This window comes from Arthrobacter sp. TJ-170 (genome assembly GCF_058269305.1).
This window is the reverse complement of sequence record NZ_JBZCNL010000001.1, coordinates 494,089-509,993: the sequence shown is the minus strand read 5'-3', so window position 1 is coordinate 509,993 and position 15,905 is coordinate 494,089. Positions and strand designations below refer to the sequence as shown.

13 protein-coding genes are annotated in these 15,905 nt (G+C 66.0%); 8 read left to right on the top strand and 5 right to left on the bottom strand.

Annotation, left to right across the window (positions count from 1 at the left end; genetic code table 11):
* Positions 1 to 9: 9 nt before the first annotated feature.
* Positions 10 to 3,492 (bottom strand): glycosyltransferase family 2 protein, encoded by a 3,483-nt coding sequence (locus AC4D1W_RS02455; protein WP_490897882.1) that lies wholly within the window; start codon positions 3,490 to 3,492, stop codon positions 10 to 12.
* Positions 3,492 to 4,040 (bottom strand): WhiB family transcriptional regulator, encoded by a 549-nt coding sequence (locus AC4D1W_RS02450; protein WP_490890644.1) that lies wholly within the window; start codon positions 4,038 to 4,040, stop codon positions 3,492 to 3,494. Before AC4D1W_RS02450 ends, AC4D1W_RS02455 begins: the two co-directional genes overlap by 1 nt.
* Before the next feature lie 264 nt (positions 4,041 to 4,304).
* Between AC4D1W_RS02450 and AC4D1W_RS02445 the strand changes: the two genes are divergently transcribed.
* Complete coding sequence (locus AC4D1W_RS02445; RefSeq protein WP_490897678.1) at positions 4,305 to 5,012, top strand: TIGR03089 family protein; 708 nt, start codon at positions 4,305 to 4,307, stop codon at positions 5,010 to 5,012.
* Here AC4D1W_RS02445 and AC4D1W_RS02440 read toward each other — a convergent pair.
* A complete protein-coding gene (locus AC4D1W_RS02440; RefSeq protein ID WP_490897677.1) occupies positions 4,990 to 5,577 on the bottom strand; it encodes a GtrA family protein in 588 nt (195 codons plus the stop codon). The two genes, AC4D1W_RS02445 and AC4D1W_RS02440, sit on opposite strands and share 23 nt — an antisense overlap.
* Before the next feature lie 276 nt (positions 5,578 to 5,853).
* On the opposite strand from AC4D1W_RS02440, the gene AC4D1W_RS02435 reads away from it, so the two are divergent.
* The 4 genes from AC4D1W_RS02435 to manA are packed head-to-tail and all read left to right on the top strand — an operon-like array spanning position 5,854 to position 10,521.
* Entirely contained in the window at positions 5,854 to 7,026 is a 1,173-nt protein-coding gene (locus AC4D1W_RS02435; protein WP_490897676.1) for a 5-(carboxyamino)imidazole ribonucleotide synthase, read from the top strand.
* A gap of 35 nt (positions 7,027 to 7,061) precedes the next feature.
* Entirely contained in the window at positions 7,062 to 7,574 is a 513-nt protein-coding gene (purE, locus tag AC4D1W_RS02430; protein WP_490890935.1) for a 5-(carboxyamino)imidazole ribonucleotide mutase, read from the top strand.
* Positions 7,571 to 9,145: an LCP family protein gene (locus tag AC4D1W_RS02425; RefSeq protein WP_490897675.1), complete on the top strand. Its 1,575-nt coding sequence runs from the start codon at positions 7,571 to 7,573 to the stop codon at positions 9,143 to 9,145. The genes purE and AC4D1W_RS02425 overlap by 4 nt, the downstream gene beginning before the upstream one ends.
* A gap of 17 nt (positions 9,146 to 9,162) precedes the next feature.
* On the top strand, positions 9,163 to 10,521 hold the full coding sequence (gene manA / locus AC4D1W_RS02420) for a mannose-6-phosphate isomerase, class I (RefSeq protein WP_490897674.1): 1,359 nt from the start codon (positions 9,163 to 9,165) through the stop codon (positions 10,519 to 10,521).
* Here the strand turns inward: manA and AC4D1W_RS02415 are convergent.
* Complete coding sequence (locus AC4D1W_RS02415; protein ID WP_490897673.1) at positions 10,466 to 11,554, bottom strand: lipid II:glycine glycyltransferase FemX; 1,089 nt, start codon at positions 11,552 to 11,554, stop codon at positions 10,466 to 10,468. The two genes, manA and AC4D1W_RS02415, sit on opposite strands and share 56 nt — an antisense overlap.
* Before the next feature lie 369 nt (positions 11,555 to 11,923).
* A complete protein-coding gene (gene glpX, locus AC4D1W_RS02410; protein ID WP_490897672.1) occupies positions 11,924 to 12,961 on the bottom strand; it encodes a class II fructose-bisphosphatase in 1,038 nt (345 codons plus the stop codon).
* Positions 12,962 to 13,066: 105 nt separating this feature from the next.
* Between glpX and AC4D1W_RS02405 the strand changes: the two genes are divergently transcribed.
* From AC4D1W_RS02405 to AC4D1W_RS02395, 3 genes are all read left to right on the top strand, one after another.
* The gene (locus AC4D1W_RS02405; protein WP_490897671.1) at positions 13,067 to 13,654 is read left to right on the top strand and encodes a DUF4245 domain-containing protein; all 588 of its coding nucleotides are present in this window, start codon (positions 13,067 to 13,069) and stop codon (positions 13,652 to 13,654) included.
* 62 nt (positions 13,655 to 13,716) lie between these two features.
* Positions 13,717 to 14,331 carry a carbonic anhydrase gene (locus AC4D1W_RS02400; RefSeq protein WP_490890635.1) on the top strand — a complete coding sequence of 205 codons (615 nt, stop codon included), beginning with the start codon at positions 13,717 to 13,719 and terminating at the stop codon, positions 14,329 to 14,331.
* Between the two features lie 52 nt (positions 14,332 to 14,383).
* Positions 14,384 to 15,811, top strand: coding sequence for a class II fumarate hydratase (locus tag AC4D1W_RS02395; protein ID WP_490897670.1), 1,428 nt, complete (start codon positions 14,384 to 14,386; stop codon positions 15,809 to 15,811).
* Positions 15,812 to 15,905: the final 94 nt, after the last annotated feature.

The window sequence follows — 15,905 nt, the reverse complement described above, 5'->3', positions numbered from 1 at the left end:
CACTCACCCTCAGGTACCGGCCTTTCCGCTGCTCAGCACCGGTTCATCTGCCGGGTCTTTCCGATCATGGGACTCCGCACCGGCGCCGGCCGGCACGGCAGGCGTCAAGGGTGCGGGAGCCTCAACGGCGGTGCGGCGGCCGGTCGACACAGACCCCGCGGCGGTTCGGCTTCGCCCCTGCGGGACATGCACAAAGCGCGGCCGCGCCGGAATGGGGACGGCCAGCAGGAGCGTCAGGCCGAACACAATGGCCTGGGCAATCCCGGCCCATGGTTCCCACACCGTCACGTAGCGGACCTCCAGAGCGCCTCCGGCGGCCGGAAGCGCGTAGGCCTGGTTCCAGCCCGTGGACGCGGGTTCGAGCCGCTCGCCGTTGAGCGTCGCTTCCCAACCGGGTGCGGAGCGCTCAGCCAGTACCAGGGTCCTGCCCTCGGGACCGGCGGGGATGCGCGCCGAAGCCGTTGTTGCGTCCGAGTCGAGCACACTCAGGGTCGCACCGGACTCATCGACAATGCGGAGGCGGCCCACCTGGGCTTCCCCTGCGGACTCGCCCGAGGCCGACATCTCAACCCGCCACAGCCAACCGGCTTCCGTGTTACCCACGGACACGAGGCCGGGCACGGAATCGATTTGGCTGGCGAGTACCTCGGCCGCCGAATCGGACTGCTGCAGTACCACAAAGCCGACACCCAGCCGCTCCAGTTCCTCGCGCGGATCCACACTGGTCCCCGCCACCAGGGTGGCGACCGTCCGGCGGACGTCGGACATGGCGTCGTCGTCCTCCCGCAGTTGGGCCGCCAGCAGGGAGCCGTGGAGCTGACGGGCAGCGTGGATCTGCGACAGCGAGTCGAGGGTGGTGCCGCTCCCGCGCATGACGGAAGCGCTGACGTTACTGTCGCCGTCGATGTTCATGACCAGGGTGGTGCTGCGCCGGCCGTCAGTACCGCGGTCAGCGGCTGTCGCCGGAAGGGTGCGGGCGGTGCTCGGCGCTACTGCCGATTCGGTACCGAAACTCGTTGCCTCAATCGCCGCATCCGGTGTGCGCAGTTGCGGAACCAACCAGAGGGTGAGGCTTGTTGCCGGTCCCAGGGCGAGCACCAGTGCCGCAGCCGTCAGCCAGGCCCCGGCACCGCGGACCGACCCGGCCGTGCCGCGCAACCGACCGGCACGAAGCCACTGCAACAGCCACTCACCGCCGAGCAGTGCTGCCGCCAGAAGGGCCAGCGTGAGAACGGAGACCCAGGGACCGGTGAACGGCGTGATGAGCGTCGACGAGCCGACCGCCGTCACCACCAACGAGCTGCCGAGGCTGCCGAGAAGCGCCAGCAGCGCCAGCACCCACAGCACGCGCGCAGCTGCCCGGCTCTTGCCGGGCAGGAACAGCGCCGTCGCGGCAAGCAGGAGCACCGGCAGCCCGACAAGCAGCGCAACAACAAGCGGCCAGGGCCCGTCGAACAGTTGAGGGAACGCGGCGAGCCGTCCGAAGGACGGGAAAGAGACCGGGTAACCCAGCAATTGCTGCCACAGCGGCGCGGCATCGGAAGGCAGCGGAAGGCCCGGATCCCCGAAGACTCCGTGCGGGCGCTCAACGGTGGACGCCGCGAACGGTATGAACAGCGCCAGCGGAGGGAGCAACGACCACCAGACGGTCTTGGCGCGGCGTCGGGCCACGAGGGTGATCATTACTACCGCGAGCACGAAAAACAGCAGCAGTGACGGTGCTGAAGCAACGACGACGGCGAGCAGCAGTCCTGCGGCGGCCGCCGCGGTCCAGCTCGGAACACCGTTGATGCCCGGCTTCAACATCAGCTGAAGCGAACGCTGGCGCGTGGAGGAGTCCACGGGATCGTTGCTCTGCGCGCCCGGGCGACCGGGAGCCTGGCCGACAGCACGAATGAGGGCCAGCGCCACGAACGGCAGGAGGATGTGCACCAGCAGAGCACCGAGCCTGCCGCTGCCCGTAGCCACCTGCAGAACGGGCAGGGATCCCCAGTAGAACGCGGCCCACAGCCGGAGGGACCGGCTGCGTATAAACGCGCCGGATCCGAACCACGCGCTGAGCCCCGCGAGCGGGGCAGCACACAGCATCAGTATGACGACGGCCGCGTTGCCGTTACCGAAGCCCAGTACTGACAGAAGCCACAGCACATAACTGAAGGGATCCCCGTGGCCGGCGAAACCGGCGCCGAGGTCGATCCACCACCGTGAGGCGTTGGACCAGATCTCCGCCAGGTCGGTCGACAGGGGCAGAAGGGATCCGCCGGCAAGCGCCGAGGCACCGACGAACCGGTGCAGCGCGACCAGCGAGACGCCGAGCAGGACAAGGGCCGCCGCTATGGCGCCCCACCCGAGCCAGATCCTCGACGGCCCGTCGAGCGCAGCGAAATCATCGTTGGCATCCCCGGAGGGAACATCGGCAGCAGTGCTCTGCGCATAGGACTCGTCCTCGAGCCCGCGCGCCGAGAACGCCTCCACGACTGATTTGCGGTGTGACCAGACCTCACGGCGCTCGGTACGCAGGGCGTTCACCACCGAGCGCGGCAGGCGCCGGGTCTGCGCTGCGGAACGCCGCGACCGGTACAGGTCGAAGGGCTTCAGCACCGCAGCGACACTGGCGGTCAGCTGCGCGACACCGTACCCCGGGTCCTTGGCGAGCAGGCCGAGGACAAACCGGGCGAGACCACCAAGAACGGCCCCTGCCGCGAGGAACGGTACCGTCCAGAGCGGTGAGTGCTTCAGGCGCAGATACACTTCAGCGCGCCGGGCAGCACCCAGGGTGGCAGCGTGATTGTCGCGTGAGCCTGCGTGCCGCATGACCGCGCGGGGTACCACTACCACGCGGTGGCCGGCGAGGCGGTTGCGCCAGCAGAAGTCGACGTCGTCGCCCGTTCCGGGCAGTGCCGGATCGAAACCGCCCAGCTTGTCCCAGATATCGCGGCGGATCAGGATGCCGGCCGAGTTGACTGCGAACATGTCGCTTCGGACGTCGTACTGGCCCTGATCCAGTTCATCCACGTCGATCAGCGTGAGCCGCTCCGCCCAGCGGCTGATGGACAGCCCCACGTCAACCAGTTTCCGACGGTGCTCCCACTCCACCTGCTTGGCGCCGGCCACGGTCACCGACGGGGCGAGCTCAACCGCGTGCAGGAGCTCCTGGAGCGCGGTGGGCTCCGGGGCGGAATCGTCATGCAGGAGCCAGATCCAGTCGTGGACACCGCTGTCAGGGTCTGCCCGGCGGCTGGCCGGAATCTCCGCGAGACCGGTTCGGACGGCGGCACCGAATCCGCCGCGGCCGGCTGCGCCCACTACGGGCGAACCCACCGGAAGCTGCAGTTGCAGCAGTGACGCCGATTCATCAGTTGAACCGGCGTCGACTCCTACATGGAAATCCGGGGGTCGGGTCTGCTGACCGAGTGCCTCGAGGGTGTCACGAAGATACTCGGCGCCGTTGTGGGCTACTACAACAGCTGTGACCCGTTGTTGGTGGTGAATCAGACCGCTCGCTTTCGCAGGCGGCGACGCTCACGCTCGGAGAGACCGCCCCAGATACCGAAGCGCTCATCATTTTCCAGTGCGTACTCAAGGCACTGCGCCTTGACGTTGCAGGCGCCGCAGACCTTCTTCGCGTCCCGCGTGGAACCGCCCTTCTCAGGGAAGAACGCCTCAGGGTCAGTCTGTGCGCAGAGTGCGTCCGCCTGCCAGCCAAGCTCGCCTTCGTCGTCGAAGTCGGAGCCGATGCCCGGAAGACCGATCCATACTGCCTGCTCAACGCGCTCCGGAGCAGCCTGTCGGCGGGGAGCCGACTTGGGGTCGGCGTCAAGGAAATTCTCGACGCCGGCACCCTCGCTCAGTGCCTCATGCGCTGCAAGGAAGGCTGTTGCCTCATCTTCCAGCGGCTGTGTCTGCTGCCTGTACCTTTCGGCAGCGTCCGGGTCTGCCGGATCTACGAACCAGTCCTGCGGAACGCCGCGCGATCCGTAGCGCGCAGACGCCTGGGCCGCGATGGACCTGCGGTCCTGAATGTGCTCTGCTTGCCCCATACCAGCCTCCCGGTGTTGCAGCTTCGGCCAGAAACTAGTGTGGGAGATGCGCTCCCAGCAAGTCGCCGAAAACCCCGAAATCCCGTCCGCCGAAGCAAATCCGATGACCTAATTACACGTGTGTAAGTCGCATCCAGTCAAGCGGCGAACGGAATCTTATAGAGTGAGTTTCTCGGATTGCGGCACGCCACGCGCAGCGCGCCTCACAATTGTGCAACTGAATCCGCAGGTCAGCGCGATTACCACCCGAAAGGCAGGCACCCGGTGGCCGTATCCACATCCATTGCAGGATTGCTCGACTCATTCCGGTCAGCCACCGGCGCGCCCCGCCTCATTTGGTACGGGCCCGGTCATGAACGCGTGGAACTCTCCGGCCGGGTGCTCGAAAACTGGGTCGCCAAGACGTCGAACATGCTCGTGGAGGAGCTCGACGCTGCGGCCGGCACCGCCGTCGCGGTCGATATGCCGCCGCACTGGAAGACGCTCGTCTGGGCGCTGGCGTGCTGGCAGGTCGGCGCAGTGACTTTGCTCGACGGCGACGCCCCCGCCGATGTGAGGCTCGCCCTGGAAGCGCCCGACGACGTTATCGAACGGGACGCTGAGGTGCTGGTCCTGGTAGCTCCCGGCGCGCTTGACATGCGCTGGTCCGGCACCCTGCCCGGCGAAGCCGTCGACTATGCGGCGACGGTTCGCTCGTTCGGTGACGTCTACCTGGACGAACCCGCGGCTGGAGGAGCCGAGCTCCTTCGGGCAGACGGCGCGAGCCACACCTTCACGAGCCTGATGGGTGAAGAGGGCGAACACGCGCCCGGCATCTGGCTGGTCCCGGCGTCGCTGCCGCTCCTGACCGTGCTGACGGCTTCCGTCCGCATCTGGGCCAACGGCGGAACCGTGGTTCTCGTCCACCCCAGCGTTGAGGTGACCGACCGGTTGCTGGAGGGCGAGCGCGTTACTGGTCGGTTGGCTGCTTAGCTGACGGAGCCCCGTCAGTGCCCAGCGGACCGGGCACGGCCGGCTTGGATGAACCGGCGCCTGCGGAGGTTCGTGCGTGCGGGTGGATAAGTTCATGGTCGTGAGCGAACGCGGGCTCTGCGTCGAGTTCCTCGTTGAAGACCCAGAACCGGTAGGCGACAAACCGCACAGCCGTTGCCAGCACCGTCCCCATGACCCCGGCGACGAACAACCCCGTACGGTCTGAAATGTCGAGCGGATACTTGGCCAGCCACACAAAGCCGGCTGCGATGCCGAGACCGATCGCGTTGATCAGCAGGAACATCACAAGTTCGCGGAGGACATTGGCCTGGCGACGGTGACGGAACGTCCAGTAACGGTTGGCAATCCAGGAAAAGACCGTGGCTATGGCAGCCGATACTACCTGGGCCTTGACCTCGCTGTTCGCCATTGTTCCGTGGATAAGCAACCAGAACAGGCCCTTGTCGATGACAAACGCCACACCGCCCACGGCACCGAACTTCGCCAGCTCCCTCCAAAAGAGAGATGCGAGAGCCCGCGACCGGTCGACAAGCGTGGTGATCATGACCCTCCGGTCTCTAGGACGATTCGCCGTAGCAGGACATCGCCGGAGCGAAGCTGATCAGCAGGTACTGCGGTTGCAGAACCCCACCGGCCAGCATAAAGACATTCCGAAGAACACTACGCCTGCAGGGCAGGCATCCTGAAACATCAGCACCTCAATTTCAGCACGACAGCCAAGGGTCCATTTTATCGAGCGACACTGGTTCTTTCCTAGGAAATCGCCGTTGCGAACGGGTCACGTCCAAGGGACCCCATCGGCAATAGGTACCCTGAAGGGGTGACTTTTCCCGTGATCGGTGTTGTGGGCGGTGGCCAGCTGGCCCGCATGATGGCACCCCCCGCTGTCGAACTTGGCCTTGAACTGCGTGTACTGGCGGAGGGTCCCGATGTCTCGGCAGTGGCCGCCGTCGCGACTTCCACGCTGGGTGACTACACCAGCCTTGAGGATCTGACCGCCTTCGCGAAGGGTGTGGATGTTCTCACTTTCGATCACGAGCACGTTCCCGAACAGCACCTCCGCACTCTTGTGGATGCCGGAGTGAACGTTCAGCCCCACCCGGACGCGCTGCGCCACGCACAGCACAAGCTGGTGATGCGGGCGGCCGTGGACCGGCTCGGGCTCCCGAATCCCCGCTGGAGCGCAGTCTCGTCCGTGCAGGACCTGCGGACCTTCGGCGAACAAATCGGCTGGCCAGTAGTCCTGAAAACTCCACGCGGAGGCTACGACGGCAAGGGCGTGCGGATCATCGATTCACCCGACGACGCCGCGGCGGCCGCAGACTGGTTCACAGGCTCCGCGCTGCTCGCCGAAGAGAAGGTGCCATTCACGCGCGAGCTGTCGGCACTCGTTGCCCGCTCCCCCAATGGCGAAGCACGGGCCTGGCCTGTGGTCCATTCGATCCAGGTCAACAGTGTCTGCGACGAAGTGATCGCACCGGCGCAGGACCTGCCTGCCGGCCTGGCCCGGGCCGCAGCCGAAGCCGCCCTGCGTATCGCCGAGGAGCTCGGGGTCACCGGTGTCATGGCGGTGGAGATGTTCGAAGTCCCGAACAGCGATGCCGGATTCCTCATCAACGAACTGGCAATGCGGCCGCACAACTCCGGCCACTGGACCATGGACGGTGCTGTGACAGGCCAGTTCGAGCAGCACCTGCGCGCCGTTCTGGGTCTTCCCCTGGGAGACACGTCCCTCACCTCAGGGGTGGTGGTCATGAAGAACATCCTCGGTGGAGAGAACGCAGAGCTGTATAGTGCCTATCCGACGGCGTTGGCGGCAGAGCCCGCCGCGAAGATCCACACCTACGGCAAGAGCGTGCGACCGGGCCGGAAGGTCGGCCATGTCAACGCCATCGCCCTACCAGGTGACACGACGGCACAGGTCAGGGAGCGCGCCGAGCGCGCTGCGGCAATCCTGCGGGACGGTCGCGATCCCCGGAAGGAAACATTGTGAATAACTCACCCACCGGTGCCCTCGTCGGCCTGCTCATGGGCTCCGACTCCGACTGGCCGGTCATGGAAGCTGCCGCTCTCGCCCTTGAAGAGTTCGGCATTCCCTACGAGGCCGACGTCGTCTCCGCACACCGGATGCCCGAGGACATGGTGGCGTACGGACGCGAGGCCGCGAGGCGCGGCCTGAGGGTGATCATCGCCGGCGCAGGCGGTGCCGCCCACCTGCCAGGCATGCTGGCATCGCTCACATCGCTGCCCGTCATCGGCGTTCCGGTGCCGCTCAAGCACCTCGACGGCATGGATTCCCTGCTCTCCATCGTCCAGATGCCCGCGGGCATTCCCGTAGCCACCGTCTCGGTCGGCGGTGCACGCAACGCAGGACTCCTGGCCGTCCGCATCCTCGCCTCCGGTGAAGGGCAGCACGCTCAGCAGCTCTCCGACAAGCTCTACGAATTCGCACAGGGCCTGCGGCAGACAGCGCTCGACAAGGGCGCCAAGCTGCGGGCGCGGGCCGGGACCCGCGATTCCCTCCGTGAAGGCGGCGCATGAGCCGGGCAATCCACCCCGGCAGGCCCTCCCAACGGACCATGCTCACCGATCCGGTGCGATACCCGGAGTCGGCGCCTTCCGACGTGCGTACCAAGCGTGCCTTCCTGCTCCTCCTGCTGACCCTGCTGATCCCCGGAGCCGCACAGGTTGTCGCCGGGGACCGCAAGCTCGGCCGCCGCGCGCTTCGCGTCACGTTCACCGTCTGGCTCCTGGTGATTGCCGCCGTCGTCATTACACTAGTGAACCGGCAACTGCTGGTGAACCTGCTTGCCAACGAGCTGTTCTCCCTCCTGCTGATCGTGGTGCTCGTGGCACTTGCAATCGGCTGGGCGCTGCTCTTCCTCAACACCCTCCGGGTCATCCGCCCGCCGTTGCTGGACCGCGGAATGCGTCCCGTTGTCGCCGCGTCCCTGGCAGTGCTGATGCTCCTGACCAGCGGCAGCCTGGGCTACGCCGCCTACCTGCTCAACGTCGGCCGCAGCACGTTCGGCAACATCTTCCAGACCGGCCCCGCTTTCGATCCGGTTGACGGGCGCTACAACTTCCTTCTCATGGGCGGCGACGCCGGCGAGGACAGGACCGGCCGCCGTCCCGACAGCATCTCCGTTATCAGTGTGGACGCCGACAGCGGCGCCACCGTTACCTTCAGCATCCCGCGGGACTTCCAGAACGCACCGTTCTCCGAGGACTCGCCGCTCTGGCAGGTCTGGCCCGACGGCTACAACTGTGGCGACGCCTGCATCATCAACAGCCTCTACACCGAAGTCACCGAGTCCCATGCCGACCTGTATCCGGAGTCCCAGGACCCGGGAGCCGAGGCCATGATGGACGCCGCCAGCGGCATCCTAGGCATTGAGGTACAGGCCTACGTCCTGGTGGACATGCAAGGCTTCGAACAGCTGATCGATGCCATGGGAGGCATCACGATCAACGCCGGCGGGTGGGTTCCGATTACCTCCACCGAAATTCCGGGCACGAGTCCGAAGCGGTTCTACCCGCCGTCGGAATGGATTGCCCCCGGCGTCCAGAAGCTCGACGGGTATCACGCGCTCTGGTACGCCCGTTCGCGCGAGTACGCCACCGACTACGCGCGCATCCAGCGCCAGCAGTGCGTGCAGGCGGCGATGATCGCCCAGCTCGACCCCGCAACCGTTCTGACCCGTTTCCAGGAGATAGCCGCTGCAGGGACGGAGATAGTCGAGACCGACCTCCCCCGGGACCAGCTCGGCAGCTTCGTGGACCTTGCCATGAAGGCGAAAGAGCACGACGTCGCGCGCCTCACCATTGGAGCGCCTGACTTCGGCGAGCCAGGCGACCTGTTCTCGACATTCCCCGACATCCAGCTGATTCACCAGCGGGTTCAGGAGACGCTTGCCGCCGCCTCCGGTGATGCCGAGGCCGCGCCCGCCGGCGTACTGAACCTGGACCATGCCGGGCTGATCGAGGCTCTACCCGCGCAGACCGTTCCGGGCGAGATCACCGAAGAGTACCTTCACCAGCTCGCGGTGAACCAGGACTGGACCACGCTCGAAGCACTCTTGGCCGACAACGGGGAATGCACCCCCGCCTAACGAACGGACACCTCCCGATGTACCAGCTGGACAACCCCTTGCGCCCCTACGAGTGGGGATCCACCACGGCCATCGCGGAGCTGCTGGGCCGCACTCCGTCCGGCGGTCCGGAGGCTGAACTGTGGATCGGCGCACACCCCGACTCCCCGTCGACGGTGCTGGGCCACGGGGACTCGGGTACTCCGCTGGACGCCCTGATCGACTCGGATCCTGACCGCGCGCTCGGCGTTCTCACCCGCGAGGCGTTCGGCGACCGCCTGCCGTTTCTCATGAAGGTCCTCGCAGCCGCGGCGCCGCTCTCCCTGCAGGTTCACCCCAGCCCGGAGCAGGCGCGCGCAGGGTTCGACCGTGAGAATGCCGCCGAGGTCCCCCAGGACACTCCGAACCGGAACTACCGCGACGCGTTCTCCAAGCCCGAACTGATCTTCGCCCTCACCGACTTCGACGCTTTGTGCGGCTTCCGTGCGCCGGGTGAAGCCGCACAGGTCTTCACCGCACTCGCCGGACTGGTCGAGAAGCAGAAGGAGTGGGCACCGGCCATCCTGCAGTCCGTCATCGCCGACCTCGGCATCCCCGACGAGGCAGCAGCGCTGCGCGAGGCTTTCACCCGGCTCCTGACCGGCGGAGCTGAGACACGGGCGGCCGTCGAGACCGTAGTCGAGGTTCTCGAGGGCGATAGCTCGACAGTCTCAGAGGACAACCTGCTCAGCGCAGCGGCCGCAACGGTCCTGCAGCTCAACGGACACCACGAGGGCGATCCCGGCGTATTGGTTGCGCTCCTTCTCAACCGGGTGACCCTGCAGCCGGGCCAGGCGCTGTACCTGCCGGCAGGCAACGTTCACGCCTACCTGGAGGGTCTCGGCATCGAGGTCATGGCGTCCTCGGACAACGTGCTGCGCGGCGGGCTGACCACGAAACACGTAGACACCGGCGAGCTCCTGAAAACAGTCGAGTTCGCGCCCCTCGCCCTCCCGCTGCTGGACCCGGAGTCGACGCCGCTGGGTCAGGAGCTGTATTGCCCGCCGTTCGACGAGTTCCAGCTGCAACGGCTGGAACTTCCCGTTTCCTTCGGTGACGACGCCGTCTCAGCAGACATTCCGCTCGCGCAGAACGGACCGACGGTGATCCTGGTGGTGTCAGGAACGGTGGTGCTGGACTCCCCCAAGGGCGACCTGATCCTCCACCGCGGCCAGAGCGCCTTCATCCCGGCGAACGAATCACCCGTGATGGCGCGGCTCGCGTCGGACACCACGGACACCTCAGACGACGACGGCGGCACCGCCGTCGCCTTCGCGGTGACCGTAGGTGCCGCCGGAGACGCTAATCCTGACGGATTAGGGCCTGTGCGCGGCCGGCACGAAGAGACGCAGCCTTAGCACGGAGGGCCGGCACCACCTTGGTTCGGACGGCGTCCACGGCGACGCGCGCCCCGGACACTCCGCGGCGGGCCAGCGGCATCGCCGTGGCGTAGGCGGGGTAAAGCGGCGAGAGTGGCTTGTCCCAGGTGCCCATCAGCTGGTTCTCATGCTTCGCCCAGCCCATCTTGAACTTCGAGACGCCGTCGTTCAGGAGCCCGTTGAAGTCATACCGCTGGACTCCGCGTTCCTTCATCGAGCGGATCGCGAGCCACTTCAGCGCGTAGTTGGCGCGTAGCCTCTCGCCCTCCTCAGTCATTCCGCCGTAGAGCTCAAACGCGGTGGAGTCGCTGGCCGACAGCCAGAGGAACGCCACCACCGATTCGCCTTGGAAGGCCGCGTAGACGGGTGAGGCAGCCTCGAGGTTGTTGTAGATGTCGAGGTAGTACCGGTCCTCATGGATTCCGAACCCTGCACGCTGGGCGGTTTCCCTGTAAACCGAGAGGCAGGCCGCCAGTTCGTCCCTGGTCACCTCGCGGAAGTCGAGCTCTTCCCGTCCGGACTTGCGGATGTACTGGCGGTGCTTCTTTGACATGTCCGCTAGCAGCTCATCCTCGGTGCGCGTCAGGTCGAGGATGAGGGTGCGCGGAATGAGGATGGTGTTCCGGGTGGGACGGAACCCTGCTTCACGGACCGCGCCGGCGAAGTCGGACTCTGCGTCCCAGTCAGGCTCGATGCTGAGCACGGTGCCTGCGTACGCGTCACGGGCGTAACGACCGAGTTCCTCGAGGACCTCCCGGGCATCCTCGGAACGGCACACCGGTCCGCGCGGAACGTAGACCAGGGCACGGAATGGCACTGGCAGCCGGCGGATCAGGATCTGTGCACAGGCTATGGTCTCGCCGTCCCGGTTCAGGAGAAGCCGTTCGGTCCGCCAGCCGTGGTCGCCCTTCGTCTGTCCCCAACCCCAGAGCTGCTGCGGGTGGCCGTTCAGGCGGTTGACTACGGAGTCCCATTCGGGCGCGTTCCAACACGGAGCAATGACGAGGTTCATGGTGACAAGCCTACTGGCCGAGGGACCCGCGCCGAGCGCTAGCGAGGGGTGGGAGGCCAGGAGGCGCTATCGGCCGGGAGCGGCGTTGCGTTCTGCGGCACCCCCGCGCCCACCGCCCACTGGGCAAGCCTGCGTGGACATTCCTCATCGAGGGACGGTCCGCTGCGCTCAGGATTGCCGGGAGGTTCACAGGTATTTACGCTGTCGCCCGGCGCATGGGCGCGCGACGCAAGGCGCGGGGTCTGTGGATAAGCCAGGTGGCGGCGTCGTACTGGGATGCCGTGTGCGTCCTCACCGGATAGCAGTTCGGCCAGGCGATAGGGGTTAACCGCTATCGCCTGGCCGAAGTGCTATCCGGGCGCAACGAACCTAGCTGAGGCGGGCGTAGCTCTCCCACTTGTGGGCCTGGTGTTCGCCGTCGACCACGCGGATGGTGCCCGACTTCGAGCGCATCACGATCGACTGGGTGAGCACCTTGCCGCCGTGGTAGCGGACGCCGCGCAGCAGGTCGCCGTCGGTGATGCCCGTGGCGGCGAAGTAGCAGTTGTCGCTGGTCACGAGGTCATTGGTGGACAGCACGCGCTCAAGATCGTGGCCGGCGTCGACTGCCTTCTGCTTCTCGTCGTCGCTGGTGGGCCACAGCCGACCCTGAATTACGCCGCCGAGCGACTTGATGGCGCATGCCGCGACGATGCCCTCCGGAGTGCCGCCGATCCCCATGAGGGCGTCAATGTCGGTGCCCTCACGGGCGGCCGCGATGGCGCCCGCGACGTCGCCGTCCATGAGGAACCGGGTGCGGGCACCGGCGTCGCGGATCTCCTGAACCAGCGGGCGGTGCCTGTCGCGGTCGAGGATCATGACGTTGATCTGGTTGACCTTCTTGCCCTTGGCCTTGGCGATCAGGTGCAGGTTCTGCTTCACGGGAAGGCGGAGGTCAACCATGTCTGCGGCTTCCGGACCGGTGACCAGCTTCTCCATGTAGAAGACGGCCGAGGGGTCAAACATGGTGCCGCGCTCGGCCACAGCCAGGACCGCGAGCGCGTTGTTGATGCCCAGCGCGGTCAGGCGGGTGCCGTCGATCGGGTCAACCGCGACGTCGCACTCGGGGCCGCTGCCGTCGCCCACATGCTCACCGTTGTAGAGCATGGGCGCTTCGTCTTTCTCGCCCTCACCGATGACCACGACGCCGTTGAAGTGCACGGTGGAGAGAAGGGAACGCATGGCGTCAACGGCCGCGCCGTCGGCCTTGTTCTTGTCGCCGAAGCCGACCCAGTGGCCGCCGGCGATGGCTGCGGCTTCGGTGACGCGCACCAACTCCAGCGCTAGGTTACGGTCCGGTTCGTCGTCTCCCACGGCGAGTGCGGGTGAAAGGGTGGAGTACTGCGCATTTTTAGCGTTGTTGGACACGTTTACCTCATCGTTGAATTAGCGGTTCCTTCTACGGGCAATCATAGTGCGGAGCGGCTGTCCGGCCATTTCCGTGACGCGACCGGCGTGAGGGACAATGGAGGGGTGAGCAGCACCCAGGAGAACCAGCAGGACGCACCGTCAACCCCGGTGCTCACCGCCAAGCAGGCAAAGCGAGCCAACGCCTCGTCGATCGGCATGTTCATTGCCACCGCCGTCACTCTGGGACTGGTTCTCTTTGTGGTACTGCTGAATCCGACCCACACGGCTGAGACCTATACCCGGGACATCGACGTCTCCACCGTCGCCTCGCAGGCCGAAGACGCCGCCGGATACTTGCCCGTCGCGGCTGACCTGCCGGACGGCTGGACGTCCAACTACGCCCGCTGGAACGGCTCCGCTTCCGACGGCGTGGCCTTCTGGGAAGTGGGCTATCTCACGCCTGAGCGCGAATTTATCCAGGTGACACAAACCAATAATTCGAACCCCACCTGGCTCTCGCAGCGCCTCGACGGCGCAGAACCGTCCGGACAGCGAGTGATCGACGGCGTCACCTGGGAACTGCTCGACAGCACTTCCGGCGATGCTTTCCTCACCACCGAGCAGGATGGCTTCACGCTCATCCTCAACGGCACGGCCGACCTCGCTCAGTTCGATGTTCTCGGCAGCGCCGTACTCGGGGAACTGAAGTAGCACTCCTCAACGTAGAGTCACCAAGCGGGCCGACTGGCCCGGGGCGCAGTACAGTGACACACGTGACAAAGCAACTGACTCCCGCTGAAGCATGGCAGAAACTGTGTGATGGAAATGCGAGGTTCATTTCCTCGACATCGTCGCACCCGAACCAGGACGCCTCCCGGCGCGCATCGCTGGTAAACACGCAGGATCCGTTCGCCGTTATCTTCGGCTGCTCGGACTCCCGCCTCGCTGCCGAGATTATTTTCGACGTCGGTCTGGGCGACATCTTTGTGGTGCGTACGGCCGGCCAGGTGATCGACGACGCCGTACTCGGCTCGCTCGAATACAGCGTGGGCGTCCTCAATGTGCCGTTGATCGTGGTCCTCGGACATGACTCCTGCGGTGCTGTCACCGCAACCGCCAATGCCATTGACTCCGGCACCATGCCGGCGGGCTTCATCCGCGACCTCGTCGAACGCATCACCTCGTCAGTGCTCACCTCGCGCCGCAACGGCTCCACCGACATCAACGATGCCGTCGAGGAACACATCCGGCAGACCACACAGCGGCTGGTCGATTCGTCCCGCGTCATCTCGAGCGCCGTCGAGAACGGATCCACCGCCGTCGTCGGCGTGACCTACCGGCTGGATGAAGGCAAGGCGGACCTCGTTTCGGAACTCGGCAGTCTCTGATTTGTGGCGCCCCTGATTTGTGGCGCCTAGCGCCACAGGTGAGAATTGGCGCATGACAATTGATTCCCAGGAGAACGTCGACTACCGCATAGAACACGACACCATGGGCGAGGTTCGCGTTCCCGCGAACGCCCTCTACCGCGCACAGACGCAGCGCGCCGTGGAAAACTTCCCGATCTCCGGCAAAACGCTGGAGCGGACGCACATCGAAGCCCTGGCACGGATCAAGAAGGCGGCCGCCACGGCCAACGCTGAACTGGGTGTGCTCGACGAAGAGCTCGCACGCGCCATCGAGTCCGCTGCGGATGAGGTTGCCACCGGGAAGTACGACGGCGACTTCCCCATCGATGTGTTCCAGACCGGATCCGGAACGTCCTCCAACATGAACACCAACGAGGTACTCGCCGAACTCGCCACCCGTGCGCTGAAGGACGGCGGCAGCGACAAGGTGGTCCACCCCAACGACCACGTCAACGCCTCGCAGTCCTCGAACGACGTCTTCCCGACGTCGGTCCACGTCGCCGCGACGTCCGCGCTGATCAACGACCTGATTCCCGCGCTGGAGTACCTGGCGGAGTCACTGGAGCGCAAGGCCGAGGAATTCAAGGGCGTGGTGAAGTCCGGCCGCACGCACCTCATGGACGCCACCCCCGTCACCCTCGGACAGGAGTTCGGCGGTTATGCGGCGCAGGTGCGCTACGGCGTCGAGCGCATCAATGCCTCGCTCCCCCGTGTGGCCGAGGTTCCCCTGGGCGGCACCGCCGTCGGGACCGGCATCAACACTCCGGCCGGCTTCTCGGCGCGGGTCATCGAGCTGCTCGCCGAAGATACCGGCCTGCCGCTCACCGAGGCGCGCAACCACTTCGAGGCGCAGGCCAACCGGGACGGGCTCATCGAGGCATCCGGGCAGCTGCGCAACATCGCGTACTCGTTCATGAAGATCAACAACGACCTGCGCTGGATGGGCTCAGGCCCCAACACCGGCCTCGGCGAGATCGCCATCCCCGATCTACAGCCGGGATCCTCGATCATGCCGGGCAAGGTCAACCCCGTGATCTGCGAGGCCGCGATCATGGTTGCCGCCCAGGTCATCGGCAATGACACGACGATCGCGCTGTCCTCGACGAACGGCGCGTTCGAGCTCAACGTCGGCATCCCGGTCATGGCTGCCAACCTGCTCGAGTCCATCCGCCTCCTCTCCAACACCAGCCGGGTCATGGCGGACAAGATGATCGACGGTCTCACCGCCAACGAAGAGCGTGCCCGCTTCCTCGCCGAGGCATCGCCGTCGATCGTGACGCCGCTGAACAAGTACATCGGGTACGAGAACGCGGCGAAGATCGCCAAGAAGGCCGTGGCCGAGGGACTCACCGTCCGGGAGGCCGTCGTCGCACTCGGGTACGTGGAGCGCGGCGAGCTGACGGAAGCGCAGCTGGACGAGGCACTCGACGTGCTCTCCATGACGCGCCCGCCGCAGTAAGCGCGCAGCCTTCCAGAAAGAGCGAGGGCCCGGACGGTACAACCGTCCGGGCCCTCGCTCGTTCTGGAAAGTCATCCTCCGTGAGTTGTCAGGA

Coding starts and splice junctions, on each gene's coding strand:
- AC4D1W_RS02425 (WP_490897675.1), top strand. CDS start 7,571: ATGAGCCGGGCAATCCACCCCGGCAGGCCCTCCCAACGGACCATGCTC.
- manA (WP_490897674.1), top strand. CDS start 9,163: ATGTACCAGCTGGACAACCCCTTGCGCCCCTACGAGTGGGGATCCACC.
- purE (WP_490890935.1), top strand. CDS start 7,062: ATGGGCTCCGACTCCGACTGGCCGGTCATGGAAGCTGCCGCTCTCGCC.
- AC4D1W_RS02415 (WP_490897673.1), bottom strand. CDS start 11,554: ATGAACCTCGTCATTGCTCCGTGTTGGAACGCGCCCGAATGGGACTCC.
- AC4D1W_RS02440 (WP_490897677.1), bottom strand. CDS start 5,577: ATGATCACCACGCTTGTCGACCGGTCGCGGGCTCTCGCATCTCTCTTT.
- AC4D1W_RS02395 (WP_490897670.1), top strand. CDS start 14,384: ATGACAATTGATTCCCAGGAGAACGTCGACTACCGCATAGAACACGAC.
- AC4D1W_RS02450 (WP_490890644.1), bottom strand. CDS start 4,040: ATGGGGCAAGCAGAGCACATTCAGGACCGCAGGTCCATCGCGGCCCAG.